The sequence below is a fragment of the Streptomyces sp. NPDC054765 genome (assembly GCF_053612065.1).
Genome location: NZ_JBSHBP010000081.1, coordinates 1 through 26,425, shown reverse-complemented (window position 1 = coordinate 26,425; position 26,425 = coordinate 1). Strand labels below are relative to the sequence as shown.

Below are 26,425 nucleotides of genomic sequence, written 5' to 3'. Positions count from 1 at the left end.
GGACTGGTCTCGGTTCACTGGCTGGGACCGCCCAATTCTCGATTGATGAAGTCGAACAGTTCGTTGTCGTCGGCGTTCGCGATGAGCTGGCTCTGCTCGGAAAGCCCGCCTTGATCGGCGAGCGCGGCGGCCATCTTCTGGACGCGCCGCAGCACCTGGTTCTTGGCCGCTTCGTCGATGCCGTCGTCTGCCGTCACTGCCGAGAGCACCTCCTCCAGCCGGTCGAGCTCGGCCAGCGCGGACTCGGCCTGGTCGGCGTCCGCGCCGAACATCGCCGTCCGCAGGTGGTCACGCAGCGCCAGCAAGGTCGGGTGGTCATAGGTGAGCGTCGCCGGCAGCGTCAGCCCGGTCGCCGCGACGAGCCGGTTGCGCAGCTCGACCGCGGCGAGGGAGTCGAAACCCAGTTCGACGAACGCCTTGGTCGGCGACAGGGCCTCGGTCGAGCTGTGACCGAGCGCCTCGGCCACCTGCGCCTGCACCAACTCCAGCAGCACGGCGTCACGTTCGTCGCCGTCCAGAGCGTCCAGCCGCGCCCAGGACCGGGACCCGCCGTTCGGCTCGGCGAGCCGATCCCCCGCGGCGGCCACCGGGAACGCCGCCCGGTACTCGGGCAGGTCACTGATGACCGTGCACTTGACGGTGCCTGCGGTCGCCTTGATGAATCGGGTCCAGTCGACGTGCGTCATGGCGATGTAGGTCTCGTCGTGGTCCAGTGCTCGCCGCAGTCCGGCCAGCGACTGGCCGGGATCCATCGGGTGCAGACCCCGACGGCTCGCCCGGTCGGTCGCGCCGGTGTCGTCGGCCATGCCTCCGCCGGCCAGCAGGCCCCAGCCGATCGTCGTGGCCGGCAGACCGCGCGCCCGCCGGTGGTGGGCCAGGGCGTTGAGGAAGGCGTTCCCTGCCGCGTAGTGGGACTGGCCGGGTGAGCCGATGAGGCCGGCGGCCGAGGAGAACAGCACGAAGGCCGAGAGGTCCAGGTCCTGGGTCAGCTCGTGGAGGTTCCACGCTCCCTCCACCTTGGGCAGTAGCACGTTGTTCAGCCTGTCGAGAGTCAGCTCGGTGATGACGCCGTCGTTGGCCACCCCCGCGCTGTGGAACACGGCGGTCAACGGCAGGTCGTGGGGAAGGTTCGCGAGCAAGGCCTTCACCTCGCCCCGGTCGGCGACGTCGCAGGCGGCGATGGTCACCGAGGACCCCAGGGCGGTGAGGTCGGCTTCGAGCTCGATGGCGCCCGGCGCTTCACGGCCCCGGCGGGAAGTGAGCACGAGGTGAGGCGCGCCCTGCTCGGCCAGCCAGCGCGCGGTGCGGGCGCCCAGGCCGGTGAGGCCGCCGGTGACCAACACGCTGCCCGACGGTCGCCAGTTCCGACGCGGCGGCTGATCCGGGTCGGCGCGGACCAGCCGGCCGCCCAGAACGGCGCCGTCCCGCAGCGCTGCTTGCTCCCCGGTGCCGCCGTCACCCAGCAGGCGGATCAGCCCGGCCGCCGAGGCGTCGTCGGGGGTGACCGGCAGGTCGACCAGACCGCCCCAGCGGTCGGGGCGTTCCAGTGCGAGGGTCCGTCCGAAACCCCACAGCAGGGCTTGGTCGGGATGGTCGAGGCCGTCGCCGGGGACGACGTTCACCGCGCCCTGGGTGAGACACCACAGGGGCGCGTCGATCTCGCGGTCCTCCAACGCCTGGACCAGGCTCACCGTGGCGGCCAGACCGACCGGCACGCCCGGGTGTCCCGGGACGCGGGACTGCTCCACCGCCAGCAACGAGACCACCCCGGCGAGCGGCGGCCCGTCGAGCCGGGCCGCCAGCGCGGCCCGATCCAGCTGGTGCTCACCGACCTCCAGGCCACGGACCTCGGCCCCGGCGGCGGTCATCGCCGCTTCGATCGGCGCGACCCAGGCATCGTCGCGGTGGCCGGCGGGCACCACCAGCAACCAGGTGCCGGTGAGCGTGCCCTCGGGCCGGGTCGGCACGGGCCGCCAGCTCAACCGGTACCGCCAGCTGTCCACCACCGTCTTCTCACGCCGGCCGAGGCGCCACCGGGTCAGTGCGGGCAGCACGGCGCCGAGGCCGTCCCGTTCCTCGGTGTCCAGCTCGGCGCTCAGCGCGTCGAGGTCGCCCTGTTCCACCAATCCCCAGAACCGGCTGTCCAAGGCGTCCGGGTCGGCTGTTGTCGTGGCCGGTGTCTCCGGCGTGTCCGGCCAGTAGCGCGTGTGGTGGAACGCGTACGTCGGCAGCGGGGTCTGTCCCGCGCCGGCCGCGGGGAACAGGGCCGGCCAGTCGACCTCGACCCCGGCGGCGAACAGGGTGCTCAGTCCGGCGAGCACGGATTCGGTCTCGGGACGGCCTCGCCGGAGGCCGGGCACGGCGACGACATCCCCACCGGTCACGCATTCGCGGACCAGACCGGTCAGGGTCGCGTCCGGCCCCAGCTCCAGGAAGCGGGTCACCCCGCCGGCCCGGAGTTCGCAGACCGTGTCGGCGAACCGCACCGCGTTCCGGACGTGCTGGACCCAGTACTCGGGCGTGGCCACTTCGCTGCTGGTCATCGGTATCCGCGGTGGCTGGAACTCCAGACCGTCGAGCGCGGCCCGGAATTCCGCGAGCATGGGGTCCATGAGCGGGGAGTGGAACGCGTGGCTGACGGCCAGCTGCTTCGTGCGGTATCCGGCGTCGCGGAGGCGTTGTCCGACCTCGCTGACGGCGAGCTCGGTGCCGGAGATGACCACCGACTCCGGGGTGTTGACCGCGGCGATCGATACCCCGGCGCCCTGCTCGGCCACCAGCGGCGCCACCACGTCCTCACCGGCGTTGACGGACATCATGATCCCGCCCGGTGCGAGCCCCTGCATGAGCCGGGCCCGCGCGGTGACCAACGCGCAGGCATCGGTCAGCGACAGCACGCCCGACACGTGGGCGGCGCTGATCTCGCCGACGGAATGGCCGGTGACGAAGTCGGGCCGGATGCCCCAGGACTCGAACAGCCGGAAGAGGGCCACTTCGATCGCGAACAGCGCGGGCTGGGCGAACTCGGTGGTGTTCAGCCGGGCCTCGTCCTCATCGAAGACCATGTCCCGCAGCGACGGGTCCAAAGCCGCGCACACCTCGTCGAACGCCGCCGCGAAAACCGGGAAATCGCGGTGGAGTTCACGGCCCATCCCACCTCGTTGTGACCCCTGGCCGGTGAAGACAACGGCCAGACCACCGCTGCCGGCCACACCGGTGGCCTCCGCGCCAGGTGCGGCGGTGTCGTCGGCGAACGCCGCGAGTCGCTCGCGCAGTTGCTCGCGGTCGGCGGCGAGCACCACCGCCCTGTGATCGTGAATCGCGCGGTCGGTCACCAGCGACCGCGCGACGTCGGCCGGCGTCAGTTCGGGCCGGTCGGTCACGTGGGCGTGGAGGCGCGCCGCCTGGGCGCGCAGGGCTGCCGGCCCCCGGGCCGACAACACCACCGGCTGCACCCGCCTGCTCGCGGAGCCCTCGTCCGGGGCCGGCGCCGTCGGCGGCGTGGGGAGGTCCTCGGGCGGTTGTTCCAGGATGATGTGTGCGTTGGTTCCACTGAGGCTGAACGCGGACACGCCCGCCCGCCGCGGATGGCCCTGTTCGGGCCAGTCACGGGCCCGGTCCAGCAGTGCCACCCCACCGGAGGACCAATCGACCTCAGGGGACGGGGTCTCGGCGTGGAGCGTCCGGGGCAACAGACCGTGCCGCATCGCCATGATCATCTTGATCGCTCCGGCGGCGCCGGCGGCGGCCTGCGAATGCCCGATGTTCGATTTGATCGAACCCAGCCACAGCGGGGTGTCGGACTCGCGTTCGCGTCCGTAGGTGGCCAACAGGGCCTGCGCCTCGATGGGATCGCCGAGCCGGGTCCCGGTGCCGTGTCCCTCCACCACGTCGACCTCGCTCGCCGACAGGCCGGCATTGGCCAGCGCGGCGCGGATGACCCGTTGCTGCGACGGGCCGCTGGGCGCTGTGAGGCCGTTCGAGGCGCCGTCCTGGTTGACCGCCGAGCCGGCCAGGACAGCCAGCACGCGATGGTGGTTGCGGCGGGCCTCGGAGAGTCGCTCCAGCACGAGCAGGCCCACGCCCTCGGCCCAACCGGTGCCGTCCGCTCCGGCACCGAAGGCCCGGCACCGACCGTCCGGGGACAAGCCCCGCTGCCGCGCCATCTCCACGAACATGCCGGGGGTGGCCATCGTGGCGACCCCGCCGGCCAGCGCCAGCGAGCACTCGCCGGAGCGCAGCGCCTGGGCCGCCAGGTGCATGGCCACGAGCGAGGACGAACACGCCGTGTCGATGGAGACGGACGGCCCCTCGAATCCGAACTCGTAGGACAACCGCCCGGAGATGATGCTGGCCGCGTTGCCGGTCAGCACCCGGCCGCCGAAGTCACCGGAGTCGCGGGCCAGCAGTGCGGGGTAGTCGCTCCCGTTCGCACCCACGAACACCCCGATCGGGCCGCCGCGCAGGACGGAGGGGACGATGCCGGCGTTCTCGAACGACTCCCAGGCCGTCTCCAGCAACAACCGCTGCTGTGGGTCGATGGCGATGGCCTCGCGCGGCGAGATGCCGAAGAAGTCGGAGTCGAACTCGGCCAGGTGGTCGAGGAACCCGCCCCCCTGGGAGTACGTCGTGCCGACCTGGTCGGGATCCGGGTCGTAGAGGCCGGCCAGATCCCAGCCGCGGTCGACCGGGAAGCCGGTGATCCCGTCGCGGCCCTCGGCCACCAGCCTCCACAGTTCGTCCGGCGAGTTCGCCTCGCCCGGGTACCGGCAGGCCATACCGACGATCACGATCGGGTCGTCACCGATCGCGGTGACAGGCCCGGCCGGAGTGACGTCGACGGTGTCGACCTCGTCGCCCACCAGCTCGGACCGGACAAATGCGGCCAGCGCCTCAGGGGTGGGGTGGTCGAACACCAGCGTCGCCGGCAGCCGCAGCCCGGTGGCCGTGTTGAGCCGGTTGCGCAGTTCGACCGCGGTGAGCGAGTCGAACCCGACCTCGTGGAAGGCGCGGGTCATGTCGACCGAGGCGCCGCTCGGGTAGCCGAGCACGGCGGCGATCTGCTCGCGCACCAGTTCGCCGATGGCCTTCACCTGGTCGGCCACGGAGGAACCGGCCAGTCGCACCGCCTCCAGTCCCGCCACCGACGATGTTGCCGCGCGCCGGGCCGGACGCCGCACCAGGCCACGCAGCAGGGCGGGCACCGTGCCGGCCGACCGCACAGCGGCCAGGTCGAGGCGAGCGGCCATCACGTTCGGGCGAGCCAAATCGGCCGCTGTGGCCAGCAACTCGAGGCCCTGGGCGGTCGCCATCGGCAGCATCCCGCCCCGCCCCATGCGAGCCACGTCGGTCTCGCTGAGGTTCTCGGTCATACCGCTGCCCTCGCCCCACCAGCCCCAGCTGATCGAGACCGCGGGGAGGCCCTGCCGGTGTCGCTCGACGGCCAGCGCGTCGAGGAAGGCGTTGGCGGCGGCGTAGTTGGCCTGGCCCGGTGCTCCGAAGGCCGTGGCGGAGGAGGAGAACAGCACGAACGCGGAGAGGTCCAGCTCCCGGGTCAGTTCGTGCAGGTGCCAGGCACCGTCGACCTTGGGGGCCAGCACCGCGTCGACCCGGTCGGTGGTCAGGGAGTCGAACACGCCGTCGTCCAGCACTCCGGCGCAGTGCAGCACCGCGGTGAGCGGGAACTCGGGCTCCACCGAGCGCACCAGGGCCGCGACCTGCTCGCCGTCGGCGACATCGCAGGCGACGACGCGCACCGCGCCGCCGAGCTCCGTCAATTCGGCAGCAAGCCGGACGGTCCGGGGCGAGTTGTCGCCCTGTCGGGAGGTCAGCAACACATGTCGCACGTGGTGGTCGGTGACGAGGTATCGAGCCACGTGCCCTGCGAGCGCACCCGAGGCACCGGTGATCAGTACGGTTCCGGCCGACCACGAGGTGGCTTGCGCGGTGTCGGTGGTTCCCAGGCGGGCCAGCCGCGGGGCCCAAAGCGCACCGTCGCGCACCGAGACCTCCGGCTCACCCGATTCCACGGCCGCGTGCAGCGCCGCGGTGGTGGTCGCGTCGGCGCCACCCTCTACGAGGACAATGCGGTCGGGGTTCTCCGACTGTGCCGAGCGCAGCAGGCCCCGCACGGCCGCGCCGGTCAGGCTGTCGGTCGTCACCACCACCAGCCGCGAGGACTCCCAGGCGGGATCGGCCAGCCACGTCTGCACCGAGCGCAGCACGCTGTTCACCGCCGCGTGGACGTCGGCGGTGACGGCGAGCCCCTCCCCCGGTACCGACACCGCCACGAGGGCCGGAACCTCGGCTACCTCGTCCCGCCCGGACATCAGCTCCGCGAGCTCGAGCGGGCCGTCCAGCACGGTGGCCTCGGAGCGGGGCGCGATGTCGTCGACCCGGCCACACTCGACCCAACTGATCTCGAACAGCGAGTCGTCGCGGGACGCGGCGGCGCGGAGCTGGTCGGCGGACACCGAGCGTGAGGACAGCGCCGCCACACTGAAGACGGGAGCGCCGGTGTCGTCGAAGGCGTCCAGGGCGACCGTGTCGGTGGCCACCGGTCGGACCCGGATGCGCAGCGCGGTGGCGCCCGAGGCGAACAGCCGCGCTCCGGCCCAGGAGAACGGCACCAGACCCTGGGGGGTGTCGGAGGTGAGGGCCCGGAGCACGCCGCCGTGCAGACCGGCATCCAGCAACGCCGGGTGCACGCCGAAGCGCTCGACGTCGGTCCCGCTCGGCGGCAACGCCACCTCGGTGTAGAGCTCCGCACCGCGCCGCCAGCAGGCCACCAGCCCCTGGAACGTCGGCCCGTAGTCGTGGCCCGCCTCGGCGAACAGGTCGTACGCGCCGGCAACGTCGACGACGTCGGCTCCCCGCGGCGGCCATTCGGTGAGCGGATCGGGTTCCGGCAGGCTCCCCGTGCCGGACACCGTTCCGGTGGCGTGCCGTGTCCAGCGGGTGTCGTCGGCGTCGCCGTCGGGGCGGGCGGAGATCGTGATCTTCCGGCGGCCCCCCTCGTCGGCCGCTTCCACCAGAATCTGCAGCGCGACCGAGCCCGCCGCGGCGATCAGCAGGGGCGACTCGATCGTCAGCTCGTCGAGCACGGTGCAGCCGACCTGCTCGGCCGCCCGCAGCGCCACGTCCACGAAGGCGGTGCCGGGTAGCAGGGCCTGCTCGAACAGCACGTGCTCCCCCAGCCAAGGCTGGGTCTGCGGCGCCAGCCGGCCGGTCAGCAGCACGGCCTCGCCGCCGGCGACCTCCACGCCGGCCAACAGCAGTGGATGGTCGAGCAGGTCGAGGCCCACCGCGGCGAGATCGGCCGGCGGCTCGGGGTTGTCAAGCCAGTACCGCTGGTGCTGGAACGCGTACGTGGGAAGCGAGGTGTGCCGAGCTCCGGTGCCGTCGAACAGGGCCGGCCAGTCGACCTCCACTCCGGCGGCGAACAACGTGCCGAGTGCGGTGAGCGCCGTGTCGGCTTCGTCGCGGTGCCGACGCAGGCTGGGGACTGCGACGACGTCCGGCTCGACGAGACACTCGCGGATCGCGCCGGTCAACGGCGCGTCGGGGCCGATCTCGAGGAACCGGGTGACGCCGGCGCCGTGCAGTTCGGACACCGTGTCGGCGAACCGCACCGTGTCTCGCACGTGCCGCACCCAGTACTCCGGGTCCGTCACCTCCTCGCCGCCCACCATCGGAATGCGGGGCGGCTGGAATGCCAGGCCATGAACCAGGGCGCGGAACTCGTCGAGCATCGGGTCCATGAGCGGCGAATGGAACGCATGGCTGACGACGAGCTGTTTCGTGCGGTATCCGTCCTCGGTCAGGCGCCGCACGATCTCGGTGACGGCCGGCTCAAGCCCCGAGAGCACCACCGAACCGGGGGTGTTGACCGCCGCGATCGACACCGATTCGGCGTACTGCGCGACCAGCGGGGCGACCACCTGCTCGCCGGCGGTCACCGAGACCATCACACCGCCCGGGTCGAGCCGCGCCATCAGCCGGCCCCGCTCCGACACCAGCCGGCACGCATCCGGCAGCGACAGCACGCCGGCGACGTGCGCAGCCGCGATCTCGCCCACCGAATGACCGGTGAGGAAGTCCGGCCGGACACCCCAGGACTCGAACAGCCGGAACAGCGCGACCTCGACCGCGAAGAGCGCCGGCTGGGCGACCTCCGTGGCGTCGAGCCGATTCTCCCCGTCGCCGAGGATGGCTTCCTGGACGGCGGGATCCAGCTGATCGCACGCCTGGTCCAACGCGACCGCGAAGACCGGGAACTGCCGGTGCAGTTCCGAGCCCATGCCGGGGTGCTGCGCGCCCTGACCGGTGAACACCATCGCCAGCGGGCCCCGCCGGGCCACATCGGCGACGACCCCGGCTCCGTCGCCCCCGTTCGCGTACTCCGCCAACCGCTCCAGGGCCTGCGCGCGGTCGGAGGCGAGCAGTACCGCCCGGTGATCGTGGCCGGCCCGGTCGGCCACCAGGGAGTAGGCGACGTCCGCCAACGCCACGTCGGACCGGTCGCGCAGGGAGGAGCACAGTCGATCCGCCTGACCCCGCAGGGCCGCAGGCCCGCGAGCCGTCAGCACGAGCGGCCACACCGGCAGGGTCGCCGCGGGAGGCGGGGCCGGGGCGGGGGCCGGGGCGGTGAACTCGGCCGGGGGCTGTTCCAGGATGACGTGTGCGTTGGTCCCGCTGACGCCGAAGGAGGACACCCCCACCCGGCGGGGCCGGCCACGATCCGGCCACTCCCGAGCCCGGTCGAGCAGCGCGATCGCGCCCGACGACCAGTCGACCTGCGGCGACGGGGTCTCCGCGAACAGGGTCTTGGGCATGATCCCGTGCCGCATCGCCATGATCATCTTGATCGTGCCGGCGATGCCCGCCGCCGCCTGCGTGTGGCCGATGTTCGACTTGATCGACCCCAGCCAGAGCGGCGCGTCCTCGGTGTGCTCGCTGCCGTAGGTGGCCAGCAACGCCTGGGCCTCGATCGGATCGCCCAGCCGGGTCCCCGTGCCGTGTCCCTCGACGACGTCCACGTCGGAGGCGGACAACCCGGCGTTGGCCAGGGCCTGGCGGATCACCCGTTGCTGGGACGGACCGTTGGGGGCGGTCAGCCCGTTCGACGCGCCGTCCTGGTTCAGCGCCGAGCCGGCCAGCAGTGCCAGCACCTGGTGTCCGTTGCGCCGCGCGTCGGACAGCCGCTCCAACACCACCAGGCCCGCGCCTTCGGACCAGCCGGTGCCGTCCGCGTCCGCGCCGTACGCCCGGCACCGACCGTCCGCAGCGTTCGCGCGCAGCCGGCTGTACTCCACGTACAGGTCGGGCGTCGCCATCACCGTCACGCCGCCGGCCAGCGCGAGCGAGCACTCCCCCGACCGCAGCGTCTGCGCCGCCAAGTGCATGCTGACCAGCGATGACGAGCACGCCGTGTCCACCGTCACAGCGGGGCCCTCGAAGCCGAGCTCGTAGGCGACCCGGCCCGACGCGATACTGCCGGCGCTGCCGTTGCCCAGGTAGCCCTCGAGCTCCTCGGGCTTGGTGTGCAGCCGCGAGCCGTAGTCGTGGTACATCAGCCCGACGAACACGCCGGTCGGGCCGCCACGCAGCGAGGTGGGATCGATGCCCGCGTTCTCGAGGGACTCCCAGGCCGTTTCCAGCAACAGCCGCTGCTGCGGGTCAATCGTGATCGCCTCGCGCGGCGAGATGCCGAAGAACTCGGGGTCGAACTGGTCGGCGTCGTGCAGGAAGCCACCCTCACGGGTGTAGGTGGTCCCGGGGTGATCGGGGTCCGGGTGGTAGAGCTCGGCCAGGTTCCAGCCCCGGTCGGTGGGGAAGGCGCCGATCACGTCCCGCCCCTCGGCGACGACGTCCCAGAGCTCGTCGGGCGAACTCACCCCACCCGGGAAGCGGCAGGCCATGCCCACGATCGCGATCGGGTCGTCTCCGGTCCCGGCCGCGGTCGCGCTGACGGCCGGCCGGGCCGGGGCGGCCGCCTCGCCGCCGATCTCGCCCCGCACGAACTCGATCAGGGCGGCCGGGGTGGGGTAGTCGAAGATCAGTGTGGCCGGCAACCGCAGCCCGGTGGCCGTGTTGAGCCGGTTGCGCAGCTCCACCGCGGTCAGTGAGTCGAACCCCAGAGCGGTGAAGGGCTGCCGGTCGTCGATGGCGTTGCTCGAGGAGTGCCCGAGCACGGCCGCGGCATGGGTGCGCACCAGCTCGGCGACGACCTGGTCGCGCTCGGCCGGCTCCAGTGCCGCCAGGCCCTCGCGAGGTCCGGCCCCACCGGCCAGGTGGGGTTCGACGACCCGCCGCGCCGGACGGCGCACCAGCCCGCGCAGCAGTCCCGGGACCGTGGCCGCGGTGGACAGGCCAGCGAGGTCGAACGGGGCGGCGATGACCCGGCCCTGTCGGCGGGCGGCCGCGTCGAACAGGGTGAGACCGAAGTCGTTGTCCACCGGGCGGATGCCGGTGCGGGCCATCCGGGCCCGGTCCTGGGTTCCGAGGTGGCTGCCCATCCCACTGGCCTCGGCCCACCACCCCCAGGCGATCGACACCGCCGGTAGGCCGAGCCTCCGCCGGTGCTCGGCCAGCTCGTCGCAGAACGCGTTGGCCGCCGCGTAGTTCGCCTGGCCGGCGGCGCCGAACGCCGACGCGGCCGAGGAGAACAGCACGAACGCCGACAGCTCGGCGTCCTGGGTGGCCTCGTGCAGGTGCCAGGCACCGTCCACCTTGGGCCGCAGCACCGCATCGACCCGGCCGGGGGTCAGTGAACCCACGGTCGCGTCGTCGAGCACACCCGCGCAGTGCACCACGGCGCTGAGCGGGAACTCCGGCGGCACCGAGCCGACGAGGTCCCTCACCTCGTGGCGAACGGCGAGGTCACACGCGACCATCCGCACCGAGGCACCCGCCTCGGTCAGCCGCTCGACCAGCTCATCGGCACCGGGAGCGGCCGGACCCCGCCGCGACACCAGCACCAGCCGTCGCACCCCGCACTCGGCCACGAGGTGCTCGGCCACCAACCCGGCCAACACGCCGGACGCCCCGGTCAGCAGCACGGTCCCCGTGCCCCACACCGAAGACCGCTCGTCCGGCGCCGGCCCGGCGGACTCCGGGAGCGCCTCGGCGGCGACCCTGTTCAGGCGGGGCGACCACAGCCGTCCGTCGCGAACCGACACCTCCGGCTCACCCGATTCGATCGCGGCGCGGGCGAGCGCCTCCACCGACCGCGCCCCGGCCGGCTCCGGATCGGCGAACGCCTGCTCGACGAGAACCACCCGCTCCGGGTTCTCCGACTGTGCGGAGCGCACCAGACCACCGACCGCCGCACCCACGAGTCCGCCGTCGGTCACCACGACCAGCCGCGACCGCTCCCACCGGGCATCGGTGAGCCAGTCCTGCAGCACCCGCAACGTGCCGTTCACCGCGGTGTGCACCGAGTCGACCGTCGACTCGGGTGCCCGGCGGCCGGGAACGCGCAGCACCACCAGCTCGGGCAGCGGCGCGCCACCGTCCACCGCCGAGCCGAGCGCGGCCAGGTCGGGGTGGAACCACGCATCGACCGTGTGCTCGTCCTCCGACGGCGCGGTCTGCGCCGGACCGGGCGGCACCACCCAGCCGATCGGCCCTTCGGCGCTCGCTCCCGAACCGGCCTCGGCCGGTCCGCACTGCACCCAGCCGAGCTCGAACAGCGCGTCGCCGTGTGCGGTGTCGACGTCGCGCAGCTGCCCGGCGGAAACCTCCCGGGCGACCAGTGAGTCCACCCTCAGCACCGGGCGACCGGTGATGTCGAACCCGTCCACCGACCACGAGGATGGCCCCGTCGGGGAGAACACGAGCCGCAGTGCCGCGGCACCCGAGGCGAGCAGCCGCACCCCGGACCACAAGAACGGCGCTCGCACGCCGGGGTTGTCCGGGTCAGCCCCCCGCGAGTCGAGCTGGTCCATCGCCAGGCTGTGCTGGCCGGTGTCCATCAGGGCCGGGTGCAGGCCGAAACGCACCGCATCGGCCGCGAGTCCCTCGGGCAGCTCCGCCTCGGCGAAGACCTGGTCACCCATCCGCCAGGCCCGGCGCAGCCCGGTGAAGGCGGAGCCGTAGTGGTAACCGAGCGCGCTGAGCCGCTCGTACGATCCGGCGACGTCCAGTTCGGTTGCCCCGGTCGGCGGCCAGGTCACGTCTGTCGGCCACGGCGCCGGCTCCGGATTGTCGCCGGGCACCGCGCTCCCCCGCGCGTGCCGCGTCCACGAGGCGCCCACGGCCTCGCCGGGTTCCGCCGACTGGGAGTAGACCTCGACGGTGCGGCGGCCGTCGCCGTCGAGAGCCCCGACGAGCACTTGGACCAGCACGTCGTGCCGGCTCGGCAGGATCAGCGGCGCCTCGATGGCCAGCTCCTCCAGCCGGCCGAGGCCCGCCTCATCGGCTGCGCGGATCGCCAGCTCGAGGAACGCCGTACCGGGCAGCAGCGGTCGATCGAAGAGCGCGTGGTCGACGAGCCACGGGTGAGCGTGCAGCGAGAGCCGGCTGGTGAACAGGAAGCCGGCGTCACCCGCCAGAGTCACTTTCGCCCCGAGCAGAGGGTGATCGACCTGTTCGAGGCCGCTGGCGGCCAGGTCGCCGGGCGCGGACGCCGACGCAGTCGGCCAGTAGCGCTGCCGCTGGAAGGCGTAGGTCGGCAGGTCGGCCCGCCGCGCCCCAGTGCCGGCGAAGGCCGCGGACCAGTCCACGGTGAGCCCGGCCCGCCACGCGGCAGCCACCGATCGCAGGAACATGTCCGGGTCGCTCTCGCCGCGGCGGAGGGTCGCCAGCACGGTCGCCTCGACGCCGCGCTCCTCGGCGGTCTCCTCGATCGCGGGAGCCAGCAGCGGGTGCGGGGCCACCTCCAGCAGCACGCGGTACCCGTCGGCCAGCAGCACGGCGGCGGTGTCGTGGAACCGTACCGGCTGCACGAGGTTGGTGAACCAGTACCGGCCGTCGAGCTCGTCGCCCTCCACCCGGCGGGCGAACGTCGTGGAGTAGTACGGCACCGAGGCGGTGGCCGGGCGGATGTCGGTCAGGAGCGCGAGGAGCTCGTCCTCGACCACCGCCATGTCCGGGGAGTGCGTCGGGTAGTCCATCGGGATGGGACGCGCGCGGACACCGGCGGCCTCGTACTCGGCCCGCAGCGCGGCGACTCGGTCGAGCGGACCGGTCACGACGACCGATCGCGGACCGTTGATCGCGCTGAGGTGCACGTCGGTCAGCCGTGCGACCTGGTCGCGCACCTGCTCGACCGGCAGCCCGACCCAGAGCGTGGCGTACCCGGTCACCTGGCCGGACACGCGCGCCCGCGCGGTCAGGACCCGGGCCGCGTCGGCGAGGGTGAGGATGCCGGCGATGTGCGCGGCCGCGACCTCTCCCACGGAGTGCGCGATGATCGCGGAGGGCACCACCCCTCGGGAGATCCACAACCGGGCGAGCGAGACCATGACCGCGAACAGCATCGGCTGGACCTGCTCGGCGTGCTCGAGGTCCACGCCGTCCGCGCCGGCCAGAAGATCGCGCAGGGAGTGGCCGTGCCAATCCACGTACGGCGCGAGCGCCGCCTCGCACTCCGCCATGGACGCGGCGAATACCGGCGAGGAGTCCCACAGCCGCAGGGCCATCCCGACGTACTGCCCGCCCTGCCCCGGGAACACGAACACCGGATCGGTGTTGCCGGAGCTGACGGGTCCGGTGACCGGGGTGGTGCCGGCCACCAGGCCATCCAGCCCGGACAGGAGTTCGGTGAGGTCGGCGCCGAGCACCACGGCCCGGTGATCCAGCGAGGAGCGGGTGCCGGCCAGTGAGAACGCCACGTCGGCCAGCTCCGCCGGGCCGGTGGCCCCGAGCGTCAGGAGGTGCTCGCGCAACCGCACCGCCTGACCGCGCAGCGCGGCTTCGCCGCGGCCGCTGAGCAGCAGCGGCAGCACCTGCGGCGCGTGGGACCGATCCGCCGGTTCGACCTCGGGTTCAGTGTCCGGAGCCTGCTCCACGATCACGTGCGCGTTGGTCCCGCTCGCCCCGAACGACGACACCGCTGCCCGTCGGGGACGCCCGGTCGTCGGCCACGGCCGGGCGTCGCCGAGCAGCCGGACCGTTCCGCTCTCCCAGTCGACGTGCTCCGAGGGCCGGTCCACGTGCAGGGTCTTCGGCAGCAGACCGTGCCGGATCGCCATGATCATCTTGATGACGCTGCCGACCCCGGCCGCTGCCTGGGAGTGGCCGATGTTGGACTTGAGCGAGCCCAGCCAGAGGGGCTCACCCTCCCCTCGGTGCCGGCCGTACACGACCTGCAGCGCCTTGATCTCGATCGGGTCGCCGAGCACCGTGCCGGTGCCGTGCCCGTCCACCGCGTCCACCTCGTCGGGGCGCACGCCGGCGTTGGCCAGTGCCTGTCGAACGACCCGCTGCTGGGCAAGGCCGTTGGGCGCGGTGAGGCCGTTGGAGGCACCGTCCTGGTTGATCGCCGAGCCACGGAGCACGGCCAGCACGGAGTGGCCGTTCCGGCGGGCATCGGAGAACCGCTCCAGCACCAACAGGCCGGCGCCCTCGGCGAAACCAGTCCCATCGGCGCCCGCGCCGAACGCCTTGCAACGACCGTCGGCGGACAGCCCTTGCTTGTCGAACTCCTGCAGGTCGACCGGGGTCGCCATGACGGTGGCCCCGCCGGCCAGTGCCAGCGCGCACTCCCCGGAACGCAGCGCCTGCGCGGCCAGGTGCATCGCCACCAGCGAGGACGAGCAGGCCGTGTCGACCGTCAACGCCGGCCCCTCCAGGCCGAACTGGTAGGAGACCCGCCCGGCGAGCACCGAGGCGGAAGTCCCGGTGAGCAGGTAACCGTCGGCCAGCTCGGCGCTGCCGCGGAGCAGGTCCGCGTAGTCCTGGTCACTGGTGCCGGCGTACACACCGGTCTGGCTGCCCCGCACCGACTTCGGGTCGATCCCGGCCCGCTCCAACGCTTCCCAGGTCAGTTCCAGCAACAGCCGCTGCTGCGGGTCCATCGAGGCCGCCTCGCGCGGCGAGATCCCGAAGAACCGCGCGTCGAACTGCGCCACGTCGTCGAGGAAGCCACCGCCACGCACATGGGTGGCGCCCTGACGCATCGAATCCGGGTGCAGCAAGGTGTCGAGGTCCCAGCCTCGGTCGGTCGGCAGCCCCGACACCGCGTCGCGCCCGCCGTCCACCAGCTCCCACAGCTGCTCCGGTGAGCCGACCCCACCCGGGTAGCGGCAGGCCATGCCGACCACGACGATCGGGTCGTCGGCGAACGCGGCAAGGGGGACGGCCGTGCCGGGTTCCTCGTCAGCCGCGCCGGTCACCAGTCCGACCAGGTACGACGCAAGGGCCGCGGGGGTGGGGTAGTCGAAGGCCACGGTGCCGGCCAGCCCGAGATCGAGCGCAGCGTTCAGCCGATCCCGCAGCTCCACCGCCGCGAGCGAGCTGAAGCCCAGGTCCTGGAAAGTGCTCTCGAGGTCGACCTCGGCCGGCGAGTCGAGGCCCAGCACCAAGGCGACCGAGGTCCGCATCAGATCGTTCACGACACGACGCTGGTCCACGACGGCCAGCACGTCCGTGACCCGGGCGTCGGTGCTCGGCTCGGGCGTGGCGGCCGAAGGCGGGTCCGAGGGAGCCGGGGCGACGGAGCCGTCGCGCGGCAGCCAGTGCCGATGCCTCTGGAAGGCGTAGGTCGGCAGGTCGACCCGCCGGCTCTCGTCGGGGAACAGCGCCGCCCAGCTCACCTCGCCGCCGCCGGTGAAGAGGCGACCGACCGCGTCGAGCAGGGCAACGGCCTCGGGCCGGTCACGGCGGGAGGCGGCCACCGCCGTCACCCGCCGGTCGGTGGACAGGCATTCCCGGACCATGGCCGAGAGCACCGCGTCCGGTCCCAGCTCCAGGAAGCGGGTGACGCCTCGCTCGTGCAGGGTGGCCACCCCGTCGGCGAACCGCACCTGCTCGCGTGCCTGCCGGACCCAGTACTCGGGCTCGCCGAGCGTGGCCGCATCGGCCAGGGCACCGGTGAGGGTGGACACCACCGGGATGTCGGGCGCGCCGAAGGTGAGTCCGGCGACGACGGCCCGGAAGTCGTCGAGCACCGGGTCCATCAGTGGCGAGTGGAACGCGTGGCTGGTCGTGAGCCGACGGGTCCGGTACCCGGCCGCGGCCAACTGGGCCACGACCTCTGCCACCGGTTCCTCCGCACCGGACACCACGACCGAGTCGGGGCTGTTCACCGCGGCCACGGACACCCCGTCCGCGGCCGCGACCAGCGGGGCCACCACATCCGGGGCGGCGTTCACCGCGACCATGGCGCCGCCGCCGGGCAGCGCCTGCATCAAACGGCCGCGCGCCACGACCATGCGACCGGCGTCGGCGAGGGACAGCACGCCGGCCACGTGCGCGGCACTGATCTCGCCGATCGAGTGACCGGCGACGAACTCGGGCCGGATGCCCCACGACTGGACAAGCCGGAACAGTGCGACCTCGAAGGAGAACAGCGCCGGCTGGGCGAATTCGGTGCGGTCCAGCAGTGGACCACCCTCCCACATCAGCTCACGCAGCGATCGGCCCAGCAGCTCGTCGACCACTCCGCAGACCTCGTCCAGCGCCGCGTCGAACACCGGGTACCGCGCCGCCAGCTCTCGCCCCATTCCGGCGCGCTGGGCACCCTGGCCGGTGAAGACGATCGCCAGGCGGCCTTCCCTCGCCCGATCGACGTGCACCGCTGGACTGTCCGTGCCGGCGGCCAGTGCGGACAGACCGGCCAGCAGGGCCGCCCTGTCCTCGGCGACCAGCACGGCACGGTCGGCCAGCACGGCGCGGGTGGTGACCAGGCTTCGTCCGACGTCGGCCGGCTCCAGCTCCGGGTGGCGCTCGACGAAGGAGCGCAGCTCCTCGGCCTGCCCGCGCAGCCCGGCGGCGCCCCGACCGGTCACCACGAACGGCCACGGACCGGTGCGGGCCCGCCCCGTCGGCACGGACGTGGCCTCGACCGGGTCATCGGGAGCCTGCTCCAGGATGACGTGCGCGTTGGTCCCGCTGATCCCGAACGACGACACCGCGACACGCCGGGGACGGCCCCGGTCGGGCCACTGCCGCTGGTCGGTGAGCGGACGGACCGTCCCCGCCGACCAGTCCACGTGGGAGGTCGGCCGCTGGGCGTGCAGCGTCCTGGGCAACTCCCCGTGGCGCATGGCCATGACCATCTTGATCACGCCGCCGACGCCGGCCGCCGCCTGCGGGTGTCCGATGTTCGACTTCAGCGATCCGATCCACAACGGCGTGTCCGCCGTTCGCTCCCGGCCGTAGGTGTCCAGCAGGGCCCGCGCCTCGATCGGGTCGCCCAGCCTGGTGCCGGTGCCGTGCGCCTCGACCGCGTCGATGTCGGTCGAGGACACACCCGCGTTGGCCAGCGCGGCCCGGATCACCTGGCGCTGGGCCGCGCCGTTCGGCGCGGTGAGGCCGTTGGAGGCGCCGTCCTGGTTGAGGGCGGAGCCTGTCACGAGGGCCAGCACCTGGTGGCCGTTGCGCTGGGCGTCGGACAGCCGCTCGACCACGAGCACGCCGACGCCTTCCGCCCAGCCCATGCCATCGGCCTCGTCGCCGAAGGCCTTGCACCGGCCGTCCGGGGCGATCCCGCGCTGCCGGGCGAACTCGATCAGCGAAGCCGGGCCCGACATGATCGTCGCCCCGCCGACCAGGGCGAGCGAGCACTCCTGCGAGCGCAGCGCCTGGGCGGCCAGGTGCAGCGCGACCAGCGAGGAGGAGCACGCCGTGTCCACGGTGACCGCGGGCCCCTGCAGACCGAACGCATAGGAAATCCGTCCGGAGACGACGCTGGCGATGTTGCCGGTCAGCACGTAGCCCTCGTAGGTCGACGGCACGGTGCGCAGCGAGATGTGGTCCTGGTAGCTGACGCCGGCGTACACGCCGGTCTGGCTTCCTCGTACCGCGTCGGCGCTGATCCCGGCTCGTTCCAAAGCCTCCCACGAGGTCTCCAGGAGCAGCCGTTGATGCGGGTCCATCACGGTCGCTTCCCGAGGGGGGATGGCGAAGAACTCGTGGTCGAACTGGTCCGGCGACCGCAGGAAACCGCCGCCCCGGGAGTATGTCCGGCCCACCTTCTGGGGGTCGGGGTCGTAGAGCTCGTCCAGGTTCCAGCCGCGGTCCGTCGGGAAGCCGGACACCGCGTCGGTACCGTCGGCCACGAGCTGCCACAGGGCTTCGGGACTGTCGGCGTCGCCCGGGTAGCGGCAGGCCATGCCGACGATGGCGATCGGCTCCCGGTTCTGCGCCTCGACGTCGCCGAGCCGCTGCCGGATCCGCTCGTTCTCCTTGAGTGCGTTGCGCAGCGCGTCAACGAGCTCGTTCATGGACGGGGTGGTCATGAGGTCGGCCCCTCCGCTCGGTCGCTCGCATCGGCTCGGCCGTATGCGGCGCGTATGAGATCAGCCATGTCCATCGAGTCGATCGCGGTCGTGGACCCGGCGCTGTCGACCGGCTCGCCCCCGGGAGCGGTCTCAGCCAACCGGAGCAAGGCGTCCACCAGCCCGGCCTGCCTCAGCGAGGCGATCGGAATGCGGTCGATGATCTTCTTCAACCCGGCGTCGTCGACGCCCTCACCGGTCTCGCTCCCGTGGGTCCCGGTGTCCTCGCCGAACAGCTCGGCGTACACCAGCTCCGCGACCGAGGCGGGCGTCGGGTAATCGAAGATCAGCGTGGCGGGTAGCTGCAAGCCGGTCGCCACGCCGAGCCGGTTGCGAAGCCGCAAGGCGGTGAGCGAGTCGAAACCGGATTCCTGGAAACTGCGCCCTGACTCGACCGAGCTGACGTCGGTGTGTCCGAGCACGGCCGCCACCGTGGCCCGGACGAGGTCGGTGATCGCATACGTCCGCTCGGTGGCGGGCAGGCCGGCGAGCCGCTCACGCACACCGGTGTCGGCCGCTCCGTCCGCCGCCCCTTCGGGGTCGTCCCCCCTCGCGTCGAGCAGCTCGGCGAGGAGCGACATCGATCGAGTGCCGACGAGCTCGGTGGCGAACGAGGACCACTCGACGTCCACCACGACCACGGCCGTCTCATCGCGGTCGATCACCTGGTCCATGGCCTGGACGGCGCCGCGGGGGTCCATCGCGCGCAGGCCGCGGGCCGCCAGCTGGTGCTCCACTCCGTCGCGGTCGGCGATCCCTGGGCCTTGCCAGAGTCCCCAGGCGATGGAGGTCCCGGTCAGACCGAGAGCCCTGCGGTGCGCAGCCAGTGCGTCCAACGAGCTGTTCGCAGCGGCGTAGTTGGCCTGGCCGGCCGGGCCGACCGTGCCGACGAACGACGAGAACAGGACGAAGTCGACGAGGTCGCGGTCTCTCGTCAGCTCGTGCAAGTGCCACGCGGCAGCCACCTTCGGGCGGAACACCCGCTCGAAGCGTTCCGGGGTGAGCCGGTCGATGACGCCGTCGTCGAGCACACCCGCGGTGTGCACGACCGTGGTCAGCGGATGTTCGACCGGCCAGTTGGCCAGCAGGTCGGCGAGCTGCGCCCGATCGGCCACGTCGCAGGCGACCACCGACACCGAGGCACCCCGCTCGGTCAGCTCGGCGGCCAGCTCGGCTGCGCCGGGTGCGGCCGGGCCACGACGGCTGGCCAGCACCAGGTGTCGCGCGCCGCGCCGGACGAGCCAGCGCGCCGCCTCCGCCCCGAGAGCGCCGGTGCCGCCGGTGACCAGAGCGCTGCGCTCGAGCGGCTGATTCGTCCGGAGCGCGGGTGCGGTGACCCGGGTCAGCCGACGGCAGAACACCGCGCCGCCTCGCACCGCCAGCTCACTCTCGCCGTCTCCGAGCGCCCCGGCCAGCGCCCCCAGGTCCGCTGGGCCGACCTCGCGTGGCAGGTCGACGACGCCACCCCACGACACGGGGTGCTCCAACCCCGCATGCCGGGCGAACCCCCACAGCGCGGCCTGCCGTGGCTGGGTAACGGTGTCTCCCGGCCGGACGGCGACCGCATCCTGGGTCACGCACCAGATCGGGGTCGACAAGCCGAGCTCACTCACCGCCCGTACCAACGCGAGCGTGCCGCTCAGGCCGACCGGCACGGATACGGCGTCGGTGTCCTCGGCTGTGTCCCTCGCCAACAACGACAAGATGCTCCCGGCCGGTTCGCCGTCCAGCGCCGTGACGAGTTCGTGACGGAGCGCCTCGACATCCGCCGCTCGGGGGACATCGACCCGGCTGACCTGAGCCCCTCGGGCGCTCAGCGCTGCGATGACCTGCTCGAGCCACGTCGGCTCGGCGGTGTCCGCCGGCACCACGACCAGCCAACGGCCGGTGAGCGGTCGGTCCGATCCTTCGGTGGGGCGCCAGGTGACGCGGTACTGCCAGCCGGCCAGCGTCGCCTGCTGCCGGCTGCGCTCACGCCACGACGACAGGGCCGGGAGCACGGTGCCCAGCGAGGATCGGCCGGCGTCGTCGGAGATGGCGAGCGCCGTGGTCAGTCCGTCGAGGTCGCCCTGGTCGACCATCTTCCAGAACCGGGTGTCGACTTCGGTGCCACGAGACGAGCGGCTGGGCGGCGTCTCGATCCAGTAATGGGTGCGCTGGAAGGCGTAGGTGGGCAGCTGCACCGGCCGCTGACCCGAGGGGAACAGGCCGGACCACCGCACGTCGACGCCACCCACGAACGCCTCGGCGGCGTTGCGCAGGAATTCCCGCGCGCCGCCGTGGCCGCGACGGAGCGTTCCGACCGTCGTGACCGACGTCCCCTTGGCCTCGGCGAGCTCCTGTATCGAATTGACGAGTACCGGGTGCGCGCCCACTTCGTGGAACGATCGATGCCCGTCGCTGAGCAGCTGGTCAACCACCTCCGCGAAACGCACCATCTCGCGCAGGTTCCGGTACCAGTAGTCGGCGTCGAGCTTCCGGCCGTCGAGCAACGAGCCGGTCACCGTCGAGTAGAACGGAACCGTGCCGGGCGAGCACTCGACCACACCCAGCGTGTCGGCCAGCTCAGCCCGGATGACCTCTACTTCCGCCGAATGCGACCCGTAGTTGATCGGTACGCGCCGGACCCGCGCTCCCTCCGACTCCCAGACCGACAAGAGTTGATCGAGCTCGGCGGTGGCCCCGGAGACAACCGTGGACATCGGTCCGTTCACCGCGGCGACGCCGAGCGCGGGATAACCGGTCAGGCGTTCGCGCACCTCGTCTGCCGATCGGTTCACCCAGCCCATGCCGCCGTGCGTTGCCAGACGCCGAAGCACCCGAGATCGCAGAGACACGACGCGCGCGCCTTCGGTCAGCGACAACGCCTCCGCCGCCACGGCAGCAGCGAACTCACCTTGGGAGTGCCCGACGACAGCCGAGGGTCGAACGCCGAGTGATGCCCACAGCCGGGACAACGAGACCCCGACCGCGAACAGCGCCGGCTGGACGACGTCGTCCCGGTCAAGGCTCGGCGCACCTGGCACCCCGGCGAGCACGTCCCACAGCGAGAACCCATCCCAGTCGACCCATGGCGCCAACGCCTCGTCGCAGGTCTGCATCAGCTCCGCGAACGTCGAACTGCTCTTCCACAGCTCGATGCCCATCCCGAGCCACTGGCCCCCCTGCCCGGGGAACACGAAGACCGGGCCGTCGTGGTCGGCTTCACCGGCTCCCGCCACCACCAGGGCCGAGTTCTCCGACTGGCCCGCCGCGATCGCGTCAAGGCCGGCCAGCAGCTCATGGCGGTTCTCCGCGATCACCACAGCTCGGTGGGAATGCGGGGCCCTGCCATGGGTCAGTGCCGCGCCGAACCCGGCCACGTCGGTGTCCGGTGAGTCGGCCAGCGCGGCCCGCAACCGGGTTGCCTGGCCGGCCAACGCCGCCGATCCCCGGCCTGACACCGGGAAGGCGGAGACTCCGAGCCGCGTCACGGCGTCCGACTGCCCGGCCGCCGGCTGCTCCGGCGCCTGCTCGAGGATGACGTGCGCGTTCGTGCCACTGATACCGAACGAAGAAACGCCGGCACGGCGGGGCCGACCGGTCCTCGGCCAGTCGTGGTTCCGGTCGAGCAGAGCGACGGCTCCCTGCGACCAGTCGATGAACGGCGAGGGCTGCTCGACGTGCAACGTCTGCGGCAGGACGCCGTGACGCATCGCCATGACCATCTTGATGACGCCGCCGACCCCGGCGGCAGCCTGGGTGTGCCCGATGTTCGACTTCAGCGAACCCAGCCAGAGCGGGGTTTCGCGGTCCTGGCCGTAGGTGGCCAGCAGCGCCTGGGCTTCGATCGGGTCGCCGAGCTTCGTGCCGGTGCCGTGCCCTTCGACCACATCGACGTTCGATGTGGACAGACCAGCCGAGGCCAGCGCCTGGCGGATCACCCGCTGCTGCGAGGGACCGTTCGGGGCGGTCAGGCCGTTCGACGCGCCGTCGGAGTTCACCGAGGAGCCCTTGAGCACCGCGAGTACCTGGTGGCCTTGTCGGCGTGCGTCCGACAACCGCTCGAGCACCACGAGGCCGACGCCCTCGGCCCAGCCGGTGCCGTCCGCGCCCGCGCCGAACGCGCGGCACCGGCCGTCCGGGGACAAGGCTCGCTGGTGACCCAGGTCGACGAACGTCATCGGGGTGGACATCACCGTGACCCCGCCGGCCAGCGCGAGCGAGCACTCGCCCGACCGCAGTGCTTGTGCGGCCAGGTGGAGTGCCACCAGTGACGACGAGCACGCGGTGTCGACCGAAACGGCAGGCCCCTCCAGGCCGAACTGGTACGCCACCCGCCCCGAGAGCACGCTGCCCGCGCTACCGGTCAGAACCGCTCCGCTGAGCTGGTCCGGAACCCGGTCCACTGCCGGCGCGTAGTCGTGGTACATGACACCGGAGAACACCCCGGTCCGGCTGCCGCGCAGTGAGTCCGCGTCGATACCCGCGCGCTCGAAAGCCTCCCAGGCAACCTCCAGCAACAACCGCTGCTGCGGATCCATCGCCGTCGCCTCACGGGGCGAGATCCCGAAGAACCCGGCATCGAACTCACCCGCGTCGTGCAAGAACCCGCCACCACGCGCATACGTCGTCCCCGGATGATCCGGATCCGCGTGATACAAACCCTCCACATCCCAGCCACGCGACTCCGGAAAACCAGTAATTCCCTCCCCGCCCTCGACCACCAGCGACCACAAATCCTCCGGAGAACCCACCCCACCCGGATAACGGCAAGCCATCCCGACAATCACCACAGGATCATCGGGATCGCTCGCCGGCGAACTGGTCGTGTCCGCTGTCTCACCGCTCGGGGTGAGCTCGCCGGACAAGTGGTCGGCAAGGGCCCGTGGGGTCGGGTAGTCGAACACGGCCGTGGCCCCCAAGCGCGATCCCGTGATCGCGTTGAGCCGGTTGCGCAGCTCGACGGCGGTGAGCGAGTCGAGTCCGAATTCCTTGAAGGTGCGGTCGACACCGATCGAGTCCCGCCCGTCGTAACCGAGTACTCGCCCCGCCTCTGCGCGTACCAACTCCAGCAGTCGCCCAGGCTGGGATGTCACGTCCTCGCCGACACGGCGCGGTCCGTCCGGACGGCCCGGTGCGGCCGCTGGGCGAGCCGGGCGCGGCGCGCTCGTGATCAGTTCGCGGAGCAGCGGGTGCACGTTCACGCCGTCCGTGGCGGAGACGGTGTCCAGCCGTAGTGGCGCGAGCAGCGGCTCGCTCCGCCGAAGAGCGGCGTCGAAGAGTGCGAGCCCCTCGGTTTCGGACAACGTCGCTATTCCGGAGCGAGCCATCCGGTTGAGGTCGCCGGCGCTGAGCGCCGCCGCCATACCGCCCCGCTGATCCCACAGTCCCCACGCCAGCGACGTCGCCGGGAGTCCGAGCTGGGCGCGATGGTGGGCGAGCGCGTCGAGGTAGGTGTTGGCGGCGGCGTAGTTGGCCTGGCCCGCTGCGCCGATCAGGCCCGAGATGGAGGAGTACAGCACGAACGCCGACAGCGGCATGTCGGCGGTGAGCTCGTGCAGGTTCTTCGCCGCCACCGCCTTCGGACCCATGACCGCGTCGAGGCGCTGCGGACTCAGCTCGGTGAACACGCCGTCGTCGAGCACGCCGGCCGTGTGGACCACAGCGGTGAGGGGTCGATCGGCAGGCAGCCCGCGAAGCACCGCGGCGAGCTCGGCGCGGTCGGCGACATCGCAGGCTTCGGCTCGCACGTCCAGACCCAGCGCGGTCAGCTCGGCCACCAAGGCGCGCGCCTCGGGCGTGACGGGGCCGCTCCTGCTGACCAGCAGCATGCTCGTCACTTTGTGCTCGGTGGCCAGGTGCCGCGCGAGCAGCCGGCCGAGTCGGCCGAACGCCCCGGTCAGCAGCACGGTTCCGCGTTCGGGTATCGGCTTCTCGGCGGCGGGGTGCGAGCCGGGATCCACGGGCAGGCGAGTGAGGCGCGGGACACGAACGCCCTCGGCGGACAGAGCCAGCTGCGGCTCCCCCGTGGCTACCGCGGCGGCGAGCCGTCGGGCCCCCTCACTGCCCGGCGCCACGTCGACGAGCACGATGCGGCCGGGGTGCTCGGACTGCGCGGCACGCAGCAGACCCCAGACCGGCGCGTTGTCGAGATCAATGCGCCCGTTGCCCCCCGTGTCGACGGCATCGGTGGTGACGACGACCAGTGGCGCGTCGGCCATCGTCTCGTCGGCCAGCCAGTCCTGTACCAGTCGCAGGATGCGGTGCGCGCCGCCGACGTCCGTGACGTCGGCCGGGGGAACCACGGTGATCACCGTGGACGGCGTCGGGGCCCCCGCCGCCATCGCGGCCCGCAGCGCGGAGAGACCCGAGTACCGGTCGAGCGGTGAGCTGTCACCGGCCAGCTCGGCACCGAGGTCGTGCGGGTCCTCCCCCACCATCGCCCAGTGACCGGTGCCGGGGTGGGCGCCGACCTCCTTCGGCAGCCACGACAACCGGAACAGCGCCGCCTCGCTCTGATCCGTCGACGGAGTGCGTGGAGCGTCGGGCGCAGGCCGCAGCACCAGCGAGTCGATCGACGCGACCGGGTTGCCTTCGAGGTCGGTGAGCATCATGGCCACCGAGTCGGCGCCGGTCTTCGAGATGCGGGCCCGCAAGGCCGGCGGGGCCGCGGTGTGCACGGTGACACCACTCCACGCGAACGGCACCAATGTCTCGTCCGCGGTCTCGAACAGGCCTACCAGCGCGGCCTGGATGGCGGCGTCCAGGAGGGCGGGATGCAGGTCGAACACCGGGCCTCGGTGTCCCGCCGCCTCGCCCAGGACGATGTCGGCGAACACCTCGCCGTCGCCGCGCCGGACGGCTTGCAGTCCTCGGAACGCCGGCCCGTAGTCGTACCCCCGGCGGGTGAGCTCCGCGTAAGCGGTGGCGATGGCGATCGGCTGTGCGTCGGGACCGGCCTCGCCGTTCCAGCCGGTTCCGGACGCCGATCCGACCGGCGAGAGCCCGGCAGGTGGGGCAACGGTGCCTTCGGCGTGCCGGGTCCAGGTGCCGTTCCCGGCGGTGTCTCCCACTCGGGACAGCACGCGCAGCGCACGGCGACCGGTGCCGTCCGGCGCATCGATCACCACCTGGAGCTGGGTGTCGCCGTGCTCCGGCACGACCAGGGGGGCGCGCACGACGAGCTCTTCCACCGGGCCGGCGCCGGTTCGCTGCGCGGCGTGCAAGGCCAGGGCCAGAAATCCGGTTCCGGGAAGGATCGGAGTGCCCAGCACCACGTGGTCGGCCAACCACGGTTGCTGGTTCACGGACAGTCGGCCGGTCAGTACGAGCGCGCCGGCATCGCCCAGCGGCATCTCGGCGCGCAGGAAGGGGTGATCGACCGGCTCCAGGCCGACGGCGGCGAGGTCGGTGTCCGGGAGGGAGGAGGGTTCCAGCCAGTAGTGTCGGCGTTGGAAGGCGTAGGTGGGCAGTTCGGTGTGGTGGGCGCCGGTCCCGGCAAACAACTCCGACCAGTTCACCGCCACCCCCGCGGTGAACAACGCACCCAGCCCCGCCAGCACCGACTCCACCTCGCCATGACCGTGGCGCAGACCAGGCACCGCCGTAATGTCCTGGCCGTCCAAGCATTCCCGCACCGACCCGGTCAGCACCGCGTCCGGACCCAGCTCGACAAACCGCGTCGCACCCCGCTCATGCAATTGCGTGACGGTGTCGGCGAACCGAACCGTGTCACGCACATGCCGCACCCAATACTCCGGATCCGCTATCGCCTCATTCACAGTCGCGATATGCGGCGGCTGAAAAGTCAACCCGGCCACCACCGCGCGGAAATCGTCCAACATCGGCTCCATCAACGGCGAATGGAACGCATGACTCACCACGAGCCGTTTCGTCCGGCAACCCTGCTCGGACAGCCGCTGCACGACCCGCTCAACCGCGGACTCGGCCCCCGACACCACCACCGACGTCGGACTGTTCACCGCAGCGATCGACACCTG

At 72.3% G+C, this 26,425-nt stretch carries 2 protein-coding genes; both read right to left on the bottom strand.

The window, feature by feature from the left end; all coding sequences use genetic code 11:
* Positions 1-14: 14 nt before the first annotated feature.
* On the bottom strand, positions 15-18,404 hold the full coding sequence (locus ACWGJY_RS33130) for a type I polyketide synthase (RefSeq protein ID WP_453264578.1): 18,390 nt from the start codon (positions 18,402-18,404) through the stop codon (positions 15-17).
* Positions 18,401-26,425, bottom strand: an 8,025-nt coding sequence (locus tag ACWGJY_RS33125; protein WP_453264577.1) for a type I polyketide synthase, incomplete at its 5' end; no start/stop codon positions are given. The genes ACWGJY_RS33125 and ACWGJY_RS33130, both read right to left, overlap by 4 nt.

Bases quoted from the DNA above. Each gene is read 5' to 3' on its own strand.
- ACWGJY_RS33130 (WP_453264578.1), bottom strand. From the start codon at position 18,404: ATGACCACCCCGTCCATGAACGAGCTCGTTGACGCGCTGCGCAACGCA.